Here is a 12944-nt window from a genome sequence, read left to right on the forward strand (position 1 = left end):
GGCACACCACCGGCGCCGGCAGGAACAGGACCGCTCCTGCTCCCCACTATTCTCCGTCCCCTGATGCTTAGCAAGCCTGTTCAGGGGCAGGTGGGCGAAGTTATCCACAGGCTTTCGGACCGTTTCCGGAAAGCGCCTTCACGGGACGGAATTGTTTTCTCCATTGGGCTATCCACGGCCGCGTTTGTTCTGTAGTCTTCAGGACATTGTTGGTCCGGGACGCCAACCGCATCTTCCTGCCAGGACGGTCCCGAGCCATGCGCTGCGGCCGTACTTGGGGGTAACGGAACGCGAGCCGGCGATGACGCCGGCACCTGCCGAAGCTCCAAAGGAGGGAAACTGTAGTGTCAAGCACGCCTGGGAATGCCGGGACCGAACAGACCACCACTGTGGTCATTGGCACTGGCCTGTCCGGGCTGGCCGTGGCCGCTGAACTGCGCCGCCATGGGGTGGACTCCATCGTGGTGGACGGCCTCGATATCCTCGGCCAGGCGCAGCCGGCGAACACTACTTCACTGCAGCGCTGCGACGCGGCGGACAGCGATACCCTCCGGGAGCGCAACGAGATCCTGCGCCACCTGCGCAACTACGCCGCCAGCCACAGCGTGGATGTCCGGAATACCACCCGGGCCGTCCAGCTGACCATGCTTGAAACGCCGGACCAGGCGGCACCGCAGTGGCAGGTACACACTCCCACCGGCATCCTGGTGGCAGACCACATTGTGCTCACCCGCTGCGCCCACAGCCAGTTGCGGCGCATGCTCAATGATTTCGGCATTGCCGTGGGCCGGAACGTGGCAGCCGCCATGCGGGCCATCGGGATCTACCTGGTAGGCGTGGGCGAACTCATCACGCCATCACCCAAGGAAGTTCTGCGCCAGGCCAAGACCGTGGGCCAGGCCATCTCCGCCAAGGTCAACCCGGCCAGCGGACAGGCGTCCAACGGCCAGCTCTCCGGCGGCGCTTTCCCGGCCGCGGGCGGCTTTGCGGTACTCACCTGCTGAGCGTCCGCCGGCTAGGCGCCCGGCAGGACCTAACCGCCCCGGCGGGCGGGACTACTCCCCGTCCTCCCCGGCGTCGCCATCACCGGTGAGCCTGCGCCTGGCAATGACGCCGAGCGCTACCAGCAGTCCGACGGCGACCACCGCAAAAATCACAATGCTCCACTGGAACGGCTCGCCGGCGCCCGCGGGCTCCGACGGCTCTTCCGTGGTTCCCGGCTGTGCGGTGCCCATGCCCGGGACCGCCCCGGCCGCCGTCGAACTTCCCCCGGAGGGCGTCCCTGACGCTGCGGCGCCGGACGCCGCCGAAAAGGTGAAGGTTCCCTCGATGGGGTGTGAGTCCGAGCTGACCACGCGCCACGCCACCGTGTACGTTCCCGCCGGGCCGCCCGGCCGCAGCTTTTGGATGGCCACATTGTCCACGATCTGCACGGAGCCGTCAGCCCATTCGGTTCCACCGGCGTCCTTGACGGAGAAGGACGACCCGATGCCCAGCGGCTTGTTGCTGAACGTCACCGAAACCTCGGCGGGCGGAGCAGCCAGTGCAGCCCCCTGCGCCGGGCTGGTTGATTCAGCGGCATCATGGGCGGAGGCCGGGGCGGCCAGGCCCAGTGCAGCGCCTGCAAGGACAAACATACCGAGCACCAGGCTCAGCAACTGGCGGGGGACTTGGCGCATTGCGGGCTGCTCCTCGTGTTGGCTTCCTTACAGACTAGGCGAAATTGCCTGCCCACTCCCCGCTGCTCCCTTAGGATGCAGGTATCCCCACACACTTCCCCGGAGGACTAATGCTTAAGCAAGGCTCTGCCCTGGACCGGTATTTCAGGGTCACGGAGCGCGGCTCCAACCTTTCCCGCGAGATCCGCGGCGGGTTCGCCACGTTCTTCGCCATGAGCTACATCGTGGTGCTGAACCCCCTCATCCTGTCCGGCGCGGACTCCAACGGCACCACGCTGGGCTTCACCGCCGTCGCCGCCGTGACCGCGCTGGTGGCCGGCGTCCTCACCATCCTCATGGGGGCCTGGGGACGGCATCCCTTCGCCCTGGCCACCGGCCTTGGCGTCAACGCCTTCGTGGCCGTCACCGTCGCCACCAACCCCGGACTGACGTGGCCGGACATGATGGGCCTGGTGGTCCTGTCCGGTGTCACCATGCTGATCTTGGTCCTGACCGGCTTCCGCACCGCCGTTTTCAAAGCCGTTCCGGACGGGCTCAAGACGGCCATCGTGGTGGGCATCGGCCTGTTCATCGCCCTGATCGGCCTGGTCAACGCCGGGTTCGTGCGGCGCATCCCGGACGTCGCGGGAACCACCGTGCCGGTTGGCCTGGGCTTCGAAGGCAAGCTCCTGGGCTGGCCCACCGCGGTGTTCGTGTTCGGCCTGATCCTGACCATCGCCCTGGTGGTGCGCAAGGTCAAAGGCGCCATCCTGATCGGCATCATCACCTCCACCGTGCTGTCCGTCATCCTCGAGACGACCCTGCACATCGGCCCCAGCTTCGACGGCAAGAACTTCAACCCGCAGGGCTGGTCCCTGGTGGCCCCGGCGTTCTCCGGCTGGGCTGCCCCGGACCTCTCCCTGATCGGCAAGGCCAACCCGTTCGGTGCCTTCGAGCACCTGGGCTTCGTGGCCGCCACCCTGCTGGCCTTCGTCATCCTGCTCAGCATCTTCTTCGACGCCATGGGCACCATGGTGGGCCTGGCCAACGAAGCCGGCACGGTGGACGAGAACGGCAACATTCCCGACGTCGACCGCGTACTCCAGGTGGACGCCCTCGGCGCCATCATCGGCGGCGGCGCCTCCGTCTCCTCCAACCAGATCTACGTTGAAGCCGGCGCCGGCATCGGCGAGGGCGCCCGCACGGGCGTGGCGTCCATCGTCACCGGCCTGCTGTTCCTAGTGGCCATGTTCTTCACTCCGCTGATCAACCTGGTCCCGTTTGAGGCCGTGGCCCCCGCGCTGGTGGTGGTGGGCTTCATGATGGTCTCCCAGGTGGGCAAGATCGACTGGCAGGACTGGGGCATCGCCATCCCCGCGTTCCTCACCTTCACCCTGATGCCCTTCACCTACTCCATCGCCAACGGCCTGGGCGCAGGCTTCATTGCCTACGTTTTGATCCGCACCGTCCAGGGCAGGATCAAGGACATCCACCCGCTGATGTGGGCCGTGGCCGCAGCGTTCGCGCTGTTCTTCGCCATCGGCCCCATCGAGGCGGCCCTGGGTATGAAGTAACCCCCGTCCAAGGAAGAGGGCTGGTGCGGCGTCCGCCGTACCAGCCCTTTCGCTTTGCCCGGGGCTTTGCCGGCCGGGCGCCTACACCGGGGTGTTGGGGGCGAGCCCCTCGTCACCGGAGACGGCCAGCGCCTTCCGCTGCCGCAAACGGTCCAGCCGGTTCATCAGGGGCGAGGTGGTGGCTCCGTGGATCACGATGGACAGGGCCACCACCAGCCCGACAAAGGACCAGAGCCAGCGTGCCTGGTCGGTGAAGTGGCCTTCCCCCAACGCAAAGGCCAGGTAGTACAGGGACCCGATTCCGCGGATGCCGAAGAAGGACAGTGCCACGCGTTCCCGTGGACCGGTCTTGCCTCCCAGCAGGCCCAGCCAGCCGGCCAGCGGCCTGACCACCAGGAGGAAGGCAAGAGCCACCAGCAGTTCCGGCAGCCCGATCCCTGCCAGCAGCCCGCGGGCGATGGCCCCGCCGAGCAGGACCAGGATCACCACGGTCAGGAGCCGCTCCAGCTGCTCCACATAGGAGTGCAGCACCCGGTGGTAACCATGGGTGCGTTCTGCGGCGCGGATGGTCACGGCACAGACAAACACCGCAATGAACCCGTAGCCCTCCACCATCTGGGTCAGTCCGTAGGCCAGGAATGTCGCCGCCAGGGCCACAAAGCCCTCCGAGTGGTTGGAGAGCCGAAGGCTGTCGGCACGGGCCGAGAAGAACAGCCTGGCCAGCAGCTTTCCGGTGAGGAACCCCACGACGAGCCCGACGGCCAGCCGCCACACCACGTCCAGTCCGAACCACTCACCGAACCAGGCTGCGGGGTCCGCTCCGGCAACGCTGATGGCAATGGCAAGGTAGACGAACGGAAACGCCAGCCCGTCATTGAGCCCGGCCTCCGACGTCAGGCCGAACCGGACCTCGTCTTCCTTGTCGGTGTGGTCGTCCTGGTCGGCTGGCTCACCCACCTGCACTTCCGACGCCAGGACGGGGTCCGTGGGGGCCAGGCTTGCGGCCACCAGCAGTGCCGCACCGAGCCCCAGGCCCAGGAGCCACATCCCCAGCAACGTCAGCCCCACGATGCACAGCGGCATGGCAATACCCAGGAGGCGCCACGTTGTGGACCACCGCCGGAGTCCAACGGGGCGGTCCAGGGCAAGCCCGGCGCCCATCAGGGAGATGATCACGCACACCTCGGCAAGATGCATGACAAAGTCGCTGTGCTCCACCGGGTTGGGACTTGGCAGCGAGGGGATCAGCGCGAAGGCTGCCATCCCGGCGCCCAGGAAGACCATGGGCATGGACAGCGGAATGTCGCGCAGCAGCTTGGGCAGGACCGCCGCGATGAAGACGGCCAGGCCGGCTGCGGCAAAAAGGATGTCGGGGGCTTCAAACATGGGCTCTCCAGCCTGGAATTGTTTCGTTGCCGGCCCGCAGCCATTGCCTGCGCCTGCGGAGCGGCCCGGTCCCACCCTATCCCCCGCAACCACCGGCGGGCCGTTCCCCCGCGAATGCCCGGCGCCTGCGGATTCTTGGATTCCGGACAGGACGACGGCGGCCGCGCTGGTTTTCGCCCCCGTCATGCGGTGAGCTTGGAGCATGTCCCTCCAGCTTCCCGCCGTCGACGTCCCGCCCCAGCCCTGGACAGGCAGGTTCGACGGCGATGGGCCCGGCCACCGCCGCTGGTGGCAGGCGGTCAATGCCTCCGATGAATTGCAGGCCGCCGCGCCCGGACGCAGGCCCGCCGCCCTGCTGGGCTTTTCCAGCGATGAGGGGGTTCGCCGCAACAAGGGCAGGACAGGCGCGGCGGCCGCGCCCGCGGCGCTCCGGAAAGCCTTGGGTCCGCTGGCTTTCCACCTGGACCGTACCGTGGCCGACGCAGGCGATGTGGTGGTGTCCGGGAAAGACCTCGAGTCCGGCCAGGAACGGCTTGGCCAGGTTCTGGTGGAACTGCTGGATGCCGGCCACCAAACCGTGGTGCTGGGCGGCGGCCACGAAACCGCCTATGCCAGCTACCTCGGTGTCAGCGCATCGTCGGCTGTCCAAAGCGGGCAGTGCCTCGGAGTCCTAAACCTTGATGCGCACTTCGACCTCCGGGACGAGGCGGTGCCCAGTTCCGGCACGCCATTCCTGCAGATGGCCCGCGCGGAGGCGGACGCCGGACGCGAATTCCGGTACGCCGTCGCCGGCATCTCGGAGCCGAACAACACGCGGGTCCTGTTCGACACCGCGGACAAACTGGGGGTCCGCTACCTGCTGGACGAAGACTGCGACGCGGACCGGACCCGGGACTTCGTGGCGGAGTTCCTGGCGGACATCGACGTCCTGTACCTGACCATCGACCTTGACGTCCTGCCCGCCGCGGTGGCCCCCGGCGTCAGTGCGCCCGCAGCCTACGGTGTCCCGCTGCCCGTCATTTCGGCCGTCTGCCGGCAGGTGGCCCGGAGCGGGAAGCTGCTGCACCTGGACGTGGCAGAGCTGAATCCGGTGTTCGACATTGACGGCCGGACCGCCAGGACTGCCGCCCGGCTGATTGACACGCTGCTGCGCTAAGAGCTGGTCCCAGGCGGCGGGGCCCGCGCAACGCGCCCACGGCGATGGTCCCGTCAGGCCTTCAGCACGTACCGCCGTTCGGGCCGTCCCACCCCGTACTTGAGCCGCACGTCCAGTGTTCCTTCATCGTGCAGGTACTCAAGGTAGCGGCGGGCGCTGACACGGGAGGTTCCAAGTTCCTCGGCCACTTCCGCCGCCGACACGTCTCCGGTGGCGGCGTTCAACGCTGCCTCCACCAGCTTCAGCGTCTCGATGCTGCAGCCTTTGGGCAACGGCCGTTCGGCGCGGTCCAGGCCGAACACGCGGTTCACGTCGGACTGTTCGGCCACGTCCTTGGACGCATCGAGGCCCTGGTAGGCGTTCCGGTAGTGCTCCAGCCGCTCCTGCAGGTCCGTCTGCGAAAAGGGTTTGATCAGGTAATGGACAATGCCGCCGCGGAGCGCCTTGCGGACGGTCTCCACCTCGCGCGCGGCACTGATGACCAGCACGTCCAGCTCCGGAGCCACAGCGCGCAGGCGTTGCATCAGGTCCAGGCCGTTGATGTCCGGAAGGTGGATGTCCAGCAGCACCAGGTCCGGCTGGAGCCGCCCGGTTTCCGCGACGGCCTGCGCCCCGGTATGGGCGGCCCCCACCACGGTGAAGCCGGGCGTGCGCTGGATAAAGCCGGCGTGCACCTTGGCCACCATGAAATCGTCATCGACGATCAGAACCTTGATCACGGCCGGGTACTCCCTCGTTTCAGCACAGCGGTAAAGACTGCACCATTATCGTTCGCCACCGTCAGGTTCCCGCCGCTGCGGCGGCACACTGCCCGGGACAACGCCAGTCCGAAGCCGCGGCTGCCTGCCGGACCGGGGTCCTTGGTGGTGAAGCCCTGGCGGAAGATCCGGTCGGTGGCACCCCCGGGAACGCCGGGACCGTTGTCCCGCACCGTCACCACAACGTCTCCCGCCCCTTTGCCCTCCACCAGCACCCTGACCGCTGCCTGCGGAAGCCCGGTGACGGCGTCGAACGCGTTGTCCACCAGGTTCCCCACCACGGTGGTGAGGTCCCGGGACAGCCCGTCATCCACACTGTCCAGCACGGAGTCCGGGTCAAGTTGCAGGGCCGCGCCCCGTTCGGTGGCGAGGCTCGACTTCGCGATCAGCAGGGCGGCGAGCGCGGGATCCTTGATGCGGGCCGACACTTCGTCGTTGAGCCGGGTCCGGTCCACGGTGGCACCGTTGACGAACTGGACCACGGAATCGTACTCGCCGATCTGGATCAGGCCCGAAATGACGTGGAGCTGGTTGGCGAACTCGTGCGCCTGGGCCCGGAGGGTGTCCGTGGCGGTGCGGGTGGTGCCGAGCTCATGCTCCAGTTCCGACAGCTCGGTCCGGTCGCGCAGGGTTGTCACCGAGCCGATCACCCGGCCGCGGGACTGGAACGGTACCCGGTTCATCACCACCAGCCGGTCCCCCACCAGCACCAACTGGTCGGGCCCGGGCTGCTCGCGGGTCAGGACTTCCTTGAGTGCGGGTTCGACGGCGAGTGCCGCCACCCGCTTGCCCACGCAGTCAGGCGGGAGGCCCAGCAGGGCACGCGCGCTGTGGTTGGCCACCGTGATCCGCTCATGCAGGTCCAGCGCCACAACGCCCTCCTTGAGGCCGTGCAGCATGGCCTCGCGGTTTTCCACCAGGCTGGTGATCTCGCTGGGCTCCATGCCAAGGGTTTGCCGCTTGACCCGGCGCGACAGCAAAAAGGACCCGGCGATGCCCAGGACGCTCGCCACGCCCAGGTAAGTGAGGAGGTTGGGCACGGCGTCGCCCAGGCGTTCGAGCACCGTTGGATAGTTCCGGCTGATGGAGGCAATCCCGATCATGCGCCCGGTGTCATCCAGGACGGGGACGTGCGCGGACAGCAACGGCGCAGGGGTCCCGCCCACCACGCCCGTCCAGGCACGGCCCTCCATGACCCTGCTGGCACCAAGCTCCAAGGGCAAGCCCAGCAGGCTCGGATCCGAGGACGCCACCACTGTGCGGTCGATGCGTGCGAGCGCCACCCGGGATGAGCCGGAGACGATCCGGACGGACTCCGCCACCGCGGGCAGGACTGCCCCGCCGCGCGGTTCCGTCTCAGGCAGGAGCTCACGCACCACGGGGTTGCCGCCCAGGGCTTCGGCTGCGGACAGGGCGCGCCGGCCCTCAATCCGTTCAAAAGCCGCCGCTGACTGCGCCAGGGAGATGGCCACCACGCCCACCAGCACGGCCAGGACAATGAGCAACTGCAGCAGCAGGTACTGCCCCGCAAGGGACATTCCTCGTCGTCGAGTCACAATGGTCTTCCTGGTATTTGCGGGGCAGGGCAACGGAGGTCCGGCGCTTGTGGAGGCCTTGTAGCGCGCAGGATATCTGCGCAGGGTCTGGGGTGGTGTACCGGGAACTATATCCCAAAGCCCGGAGCAGGGCCGCCGTGGGATGCCGGAAACGTGAACGCAATGAACACAACTTTCTCTGCGTACACAAGAGTGATCGGCGTCACGGCCGCCCCTAGCATCGGAACCACAAGGCATCGGAACCACGAGTCAGCCGATGCTGGCCAGATTTTTTGCGAGAAGTTTGAGAGAAGAGGAACACATGCGCCAGATCCGCGCATTGCGAGTTGCCGCCGTCGCTGCCTGCATCGCCCTGATGGCCACCGGCTGCGGTGCCACCAGCAAGAGCTCCACGGGCCCGGAAAGCTCCGGCGCCGCCGCCGGACCGATCACCGGCCTGCAGATCATGGTCCCCAACACCCCCGGCGGCGGCTACGACACCACCGCCCGCGCCGCTGCGAAGGTCCTCGATGACGAGAAGATCTCCACCAATACCGAGGTGTTCAACCTCGCCGGTGCCGGCGGCACCGTGGGCCTTGCCCGCATTGTCAACGAGAAGGGCAACGGCGACCTTGCAATGCTCATGGGCCTGGGCGTTGTGGGTGCCAGCTACACCAACAAGTCCGAGTCCAAGCTGACGGACACCACCCCCCTGGCCCGCCTCATCGAAGAGCCCGGCGCCATCATGGTCAGCAAGGATTCGCCCTACAAGACCATCGATGACCTGGTGAAGGCCTGGAAGGCCGATCCCGGTTCTATTGCTGTAGGCGGCGGCTCCTCCCCCGGCGGACCGGACCACCTGCTGCCCATGCAGCTGGCGGGTGCCGTGGGCATCGACGCCACCAAGGTCAACTTCGTCTCCTACGACGGCGGCGGCGACCTTCTCCCGGCGATCCTTGGCAACAAGCTCGGCTTCGCCGCCTCCGGCGCCGGCGAGTACCTGAAGCAGATCGAATCCGGCGAGGTCCGTGTCCTGGCCACCAGTGGCGAGAAGCGCCTTGACGGCGTGGACGCACCCACGCTTAAGGAATCCAACATCGACCTGGTGTTCACCAACTGGCGCGGCGTGGTGGCCCCTCCGGGAATCAGTGACAAGGACAAGGCGGCACTGATCGCAGCCCTGGAGAAGATGCACGGCACCGCGGGCTGGAAGGAAGCGCTGAAGACCCACAGCTGGACCGATGCCTTCATTACCGGAGACCAGTTCAAGACCTTCCTCTCCGAGCAGGACAAGCGGGTGGCGGACGTCCTGACCAAGCTTGGGTTGGCGTGACGTCCCTGACCACAGGTCTGAAAGGCCGCTCCGAGCTGGGGGTTGCACTCCTGCTCGGGGCGGCCGGCGTCGTCGTCTTCCTCGACGCCAACGGCCTGGTAACCCCGTATTCGAAGTCTGACCCGGTCGGGCCCAAAACGGTTCCGTTCATCGTTGCAGGCATGCTGGTGGTCTGCGCCGTCCTGCTGGCCATCAACGTCCTCCGTGGCGGCAAAGGTGAGGCTGAGGGCGGCGAGGACGTCGACCTGGCGCACCCCGCCGACTGGAAAACCGTCCTGCCCCTGGCCGGAGCCTTCATCCTGAACATCCTGCTCATCGACTGGGCCGGCTGGGTGGTCTCCGGAACGGTCCTGTTCTGGGGCAGCGTCCTGGCCCTGGGCAGCCGCCACTATGTCCGGGACGGGTTGATCTCGGTGGCCCTGTCCCTGCTGACCTTCTACGGCTTCTACCTCGGCCTGGGCATCGCACTGCCGGCCGGCCTCCTGGAAGGAATCCTCTAAATGGACGTCTGGTCCTCCCTGATGGACGGTTTCGCCACCGCCCTCACCCCCATGAATTTCCTGTACGCCGTCATCGGCGTCATCCTGGGTACCGCCGTCGGCGTCCTCCCGGGCCTGGGCCCGGCCATGACCGTGGCCCTGCTGCTCCCCGTCACCTACGCCCTGGAACCCACCAGCGCCTTCATCATGTTCGCCGGCATCTACTACGGCGGCATGTACGGCGGCTCCACAACCTCGATCCTCCTCAACACCCCCGGCGAATCGTCCTCGGTGGTCACCGCCATCGAAGGCAACAAGATGGCCAAGGCGGGCCGTGCCGCCCAGGCGCTTGCGACGGCGGCCATCGGCTCGTTCGTCGCCGGCACCATCGGCACGGCCCTGCTGGCCGTCTGCGCACCGATTGTCGTCAAGTTCGCCGTCAGCCTGGGTGCCCCCAGCTACTTCGCCATCATGGTCCTGGCCCTGCTGGCCGTTACGGCCGTGCTCGGCTCGTCGCGGCTGCGCGGATTCGCCTCCCTGGGCCTTGGCCTGGCCATCGGCCTGGTGGGGATGGATTCCGTCACCGGCCAGCGCCGCCTGACGTTCGGCCAGCCGCTCCTGGCGGACGGCCTGGACATCGTGGTGGTGGCCGTGGCCATCTTCGCCGTGGGCGAGGCCCTCTGGGTGGCGGCACACCTGCGCCGCACTCCGCTGCACGCCATCCCGGTGGGCCAGCCCTGGATGGGCAAGTCCGACTGGAAGCGTTCCTGGAAGCCGTGGCTGCGGGGTACCGCCTTCGGTTTCCCGTTCGGCGCGCTGCCGGCCGGTGGCGCCGAGATCCCCACGTTCCTGTCCTACGTGACCGAAAAGCGCCTCAGCAAGCACCCCGAAGAATTCGGCAAGGGTGCCATCGAAGGCGTGGCCGGCCCGGAAGCAGCCAACAACGCTGCGGCCGCCGGAACCCTGACCCCCATGCTGGCGCTGGGACTGCCCACGAATGCCACCGCAGCCGTGATGCTGGCCGCCTTCACCAGCTACGGAATCCAGCCGGGTCCACAGCTCTTCACCAGCGAAGGTCCCCTGGTGTGGGCGCTGATCGCGAGCCTCTTCATCGGCAACCTCCTGCTGCTGATCATCAACCTGCCTTTGGCACCGATGTGGGCCAAGCTGCTGCAGCTGCCGCGCCCGTACCTGTACGCGGGCATCCTGTTCTTCGCCACCCTGGGCGCCTACTCGGTGAACCTGCAGGCGTTCGACCTGGTGATCCTGCTGGTCCTGGGCGCACTCGGGTTCATGATGCGGCGCTTCGGACTTCCCGTGCTGCCGCTGATCCTGGGCGTGATCCTTGGCCCGCGGATCGAGGGGCAGCTCCGCAAGACCCTCCAGCTGAGCGCCGGCGACCCGGCAGGGCTCCTGGGTGAGCCGATCGCCGTCGGCATCTATGTCATTATTGGCCTCATCCTGCTCTGGCCCTTTGCCTACAAGGTGTACCGCCGCAACCGTCCGGAGCGCAGGCCGCTGCTCCCGGCCAACTCGGGTGCAGCGGATTACAGTGACTAAGCAGCCGCACCAAAGCCATCCACGCACATCGAGCAGAAGCAAGGAGACACCATGACGGTCGTTGTGGGATACGTCCCGACACCCGAGGGCGAAGCTGCCCTGACCCAGGCCATCACCGAAGCCCGGAAGAGCAACAGCACCCTGGTGCTGATCAACTCCTCCAAGGGCGAGACCACGGTGGACACCCGCTTCGCCCAGGAACGGGACATCCACGACATCGAGCAGCGGCTGGCCAACCAGGGCATCCAGTACCTGGTCAAGCGGCCCGTCCGCGGCCACGACGCGGCAGCTGAAGTGCTGGACGCCGCCGAGGAGCACAACGCCGACCTGATTGTGATCGGCCTGCGCCGCCGCACCCCGGTGGGCAAGCTGATCATGGGCAGCACGTCCCAGCGCATCCTGCTGGAAGCGGACTGCCCGGTCCTGGCTGTAAAAGCGGGCTAAGCCGTAGGGGCCGCCCGCGTCCGGAACAGCTCCTGGCGCTGGCGGCCCAGGCCTGCCACCTCCACCTCCACCACGTCGCCGGGCTGGAGGTAGGGGAAACGGCCGCTCAGGGCCACCCCCTGCGGGGTTCCGGTGAGGATCACGTCGCCCGGTTCCAGCCGCATGTACTGGCTGCAGTGGTGGATCAGGGTGGGCGCATCGAAAATGAGCTCCGCCGACGTTGAGTCCTGCCGCGGCTCACCGTTCACCCAGCTGCGCAGCCGCAGGTTGCCGCCGTCGATCTGGTCCGCCGGAACCAGCCACGGACCCAGGGGCGTGGATCCGGGGAGCGACTTGCCCTTGGTCCACTGGCCGGCAGCCCCCGGCAGCTGGTACTCGCGTTCGGAAAAGTCATTGGCAGTGACGTAGCCGGCTATGCAGCCGGCAGCCTCATCGGGAGAGCCGAGGTAGGTTGCCTCCTTGCCGATCACGATTCCCAGTTCCACCTCCCAGTCGTATTGCGTGGAGCGGGGCGGAAGCGGGGCCGGGTCGAACGGGCCCGTAACGGTGTTGCTCGGCTTGAGGAAGACCACGGGAATGGTGGGCGGCTCCGCACCCGACTCCGCTGCGTGGGCGGCGTAGTTCATCCCGATGCCAACCACTGAGCCGGGCCGGGCCACCGGGGAACCAACCCGCAGCGCCGCAGCGCCTTCCAGGACCGGCAGCTCCCCTGCCTCGAGCGCCTTCCGGGCCTTTTCCAGGCCGCCGTCGGCAAGGAAGGCGCCGTCCACGTCGGCGGTGAGGGGCAGCAGGCTGAAGTACCGGTCGGGGCCCTCCGGGAAGGTGACCAGCACGGCCGGCTGCTCGTGGCCGCTTTCGCCCAGGCGCATGATCTTCATACCGTGTTCTCCTCAGCTGTATCGACGGGCTTTCCGGGCCCTCCGGGCACCCACTTCCATGGTCCTCGATAAGGCCGCGGCGCCCGGAACGGAACGCTTTGTGACCGCTTCAGGAGCCGGCCAAAGAGCAGTCATCTGACATATAACGTCATCAGTCGGTAGAATGTTGGAGCCATACTGGCA

At 67.3% G+C, this 12944-nt stretch carries 12 protein-coding genes; 7 read left to right on the plus strand and 5 right to left on the minus strand.

Annotated elements, in window-relative coordinates; genetic code table 11:
• Window positions 1-344 precede the first annotated feature (344 nt).
• Window positions 345-1004 (plus strand): NAD(P)-binding protein, encoded by a 660-nt coding sequence (locus tag AC1DIP_RS11975; RefSeq protein ID WP_476208946.1) that lies wholly within the window; start codon window positions 345-347, stop codon window positions 1002-1004.
• A gap of 51 nt (window positions 1005-1055) precedes the next feature.
• Here the strand turns inward: AC1DIP_RS11975 and AC1DIP_RS11980 are convergent, their stop codons facing one another.
• On the minus strand, window positions 1056-1679 hold the full coding sequence (locus AC1DIP_RS11980) for a copper resistance protein CopC (protein WP_476208944.1): 624 nt from the start codon (window positions 1677-1679) through the stop codon (window positions 1056-1058).
• A gap of 110 nt (window positions 1680-1789) precedes the next feature.
• On the opposite strand from AC1DIP_RS11980, the gene AC1DIP_RS11985 reads away from it, so the two are divergent.
• Complete coding sequence (locus AC1DIP_RS11985; protein WP_476208942.1) at window positions 1790-3232, plus strand: solute carrier family 23 protein; 1443 nt, start codon at window positions 1790-1792, stop codon at window positions 3230-3232.
• 81 nt (window positions 3233-3313) lie between these two features.
• Here AC1DIP_RS11985 and AC1DIP_RS11990 read toward each other — a convergent pair whose 3' ends face one another.
• A complete protein-coding gene (locus AC1DIP_RS11990) occupies window positions 3314-4618 on the minus strand; it encodes a cation:proton antiporter domain-containing protein (protein ID WP_476208941.1) in 1305 nt (434 codons plus the stop codon).
• A gap of 202 nt (window positions 4619-4820) precedes the next feature.
• Between AC1DIP_RS11990 and hutG the strand changes: the two genes are divergently transcribed.
• The gene (gene hutG, locus AC1DIP_RS11995; protein ID WP_477733855.1) at window positions 4821-5774 is read left to right on the plus strand and encodes a formimidoylglutamase; all 954 of its coding nucleotides are present in this window, start codon (window positions 4821-4823) and stop codon (window positions 5772-5774) included.
• Between the two features lie 53 nt (window positions 5775-5827).
• Here hutG and AC1DIP_RS12000 read toward each other — a convergent pair whose 3' ends face one another.
• Complete coding sequence (locus AC1DIP_RS12000; RefSeq protein ID WP_141158352.1) at window positions 5828-6493, minus strand: response regulator; 666 nt, start codon at window positions 6491-6493, stop codon at window positions 5828-5830.
• The gene (locus AC1DIP_RS12005) at window positions 6490-8070 is read right to left on the minus strand and encodes a sensor histidine kinase (RefSeq protein ID WP_477733881.1); all 1581 of its coding nucleotides are present in this window, start codon (window positions 8068-8070) and stop codon (window positions 6490-6492) included. The genes AC1DIP_RS12000 and AC1DIP_RS12005 overlap by 4 nt, the downstream gene beginning before the upstream one ends.
• A 319-nt stretch (window positions 8071-8389) precedes the next feature.
• Between AC1DIP_RS12005 and AC1DIP_RS12010 the strand changes: the two genes are divergently transcribed.
• From AC1DIP_RS12010 to AC1DIP_RS12025, 4 genes are read left to right on the plus strand one after another with little or no spacing between them, the layout of a single operon-like run.
• The gene (locus AC1DIP_RS12010) at window positions 8390-9400 is read left to right on the plus strand and encodes a Bug family tripartite tricarboxylate transporter substrate binding protein (RefSeq protein WP_477733856.1); all 1011 of its coding nucleotides are present in this window, start codon (window positions 8390-8392) and stop codon (window positions 9398-9400) included.
• Window positions 9397-9900 (plus strand): tripartite tricarboxylate transporter TctB family protein, encoded by a 504-nt coding sequence (locus tag AC1DIP_RS12015; protein WP_476208934.1) that lies wholly within the window; start codon window positions 9397-9399, stop codon window positions 9898-9900. The genes AC1DIP_RS12010 and AC1DIP_RS12015 overlap by 4 nt, the downstream gene beginning before the upstream one ends.
• A complete protein-coding gene (locus AC1DIP_RS12020; protein ID WP_477733857.1) occupies window positions 9901-11439 on the plus strand; it encodes a tripartite tricarboxylate transporter permease in 1539 nt (512 codons plus the stop codon).
• 51 nt (window positions 11440-11490) lie between these two features.
• Complete coding sequence (locus AC1DIP_RS12025; protein WP_477733858.1) at window positions 11491-11883, plus strand: universal stress protein; 393 nt, start codon at window positions 11491-11493, stop codon at window positions 11881-11883.
• Here the strand turns inward: AC1DIP_RS12025 and AC1DIP_RS12030 are convergent.
• Window positions 11880-12761 (minus strand): fumarylacetoacetate hydrolase family protein, encoded by an 882-nt coding sequence (locus AC1DIP_RS12030; RefSeq protein WP_477733859.1) that lies wholly within the window; start codon window positions 12759-12761, stop codon window positions 11880-11882. The two genes, AC1DIP_RS12025 and AC1DIP_RS12030, sit on opposite strands and share 4 nt — an antisense overlap.
• Between the last annotated feature and the right edge of the window lie 183 nt (window positions 12762-12944).

Source organism: Pseudarthrobacter sp. 05T312, assembly GCF_056396685.1.

Excerpts from the sequence above, each read along its gene's own strand:
- AC1DIP_RS11990 (WP_476208941.1), bottom strand. The coding sequence starts at position 4,618 with ATGTTTGAAGCCCCCGACATCCTTTTTGCCGCAGCCGGCCTGGCCGTC.
- AC1DIP_RS11980 (WP_476208944.1), bottom strand. The coding sequence starts at position 1,679 with ATGCGCCAAGTCCCCCGCCAGTTGCTGAGCCTGGTGCTCGGTATGTTT.
- AC1DIP_RS12030 (WP_477733859.1), bottom strand. The coding sequence starts at position 12,761 with ATGAAGATCATGCGCCTGGGCGAAAGCGGCCACGAGCAGCCGGCCGTG.
- AC1DIP_RS11985 (WP_476208942.1), top strand. The coding sequence starts at position 1,790 with ATGCTTAAGCAAGGCTCTGCCCTGGACCGGTATTTCAGGGTCACGGAG.
- AC1DIP_RS12005 (WP_477733881.1), bottom strand. The coding sequence starts at position 8,070 with ATGTCCCTTGCGGGGCAGTACCTGCTGCTGCAGTTGCTCATTGTCCTG.
- hutG (WP_477733855.1), top strand. The coding sequence starts at position 4,821 with ATGTCCCTCCAGCTTCCCGCCGTCGACGTCCCGCCCCAGCCCTGGACA.
- AC1DIP_RS12025 (WP_477733858.1), top strand. The coding sequence starts at position 11,491 with ATGACGGTCGTTGTGGGATACGTCCCGACACCCGAGGGCGAAGCTGCC.
- AC1DIP_RS12010 (WP_477733856.1), top strand. The coding sequence starts at position 8,390 with ATGCGCCAGATCCGCGCATTGCGAGTTGCCGCCGTCGCTGCCTGCATC.
- AC1DIP_RS12020 (WP_477733857.1), top strand. The coding sequence starts at position 9,901 with ATGGACGTCTGGTCCTCCCTGATGGACGGTTTCGCCACCGCCCTCACC.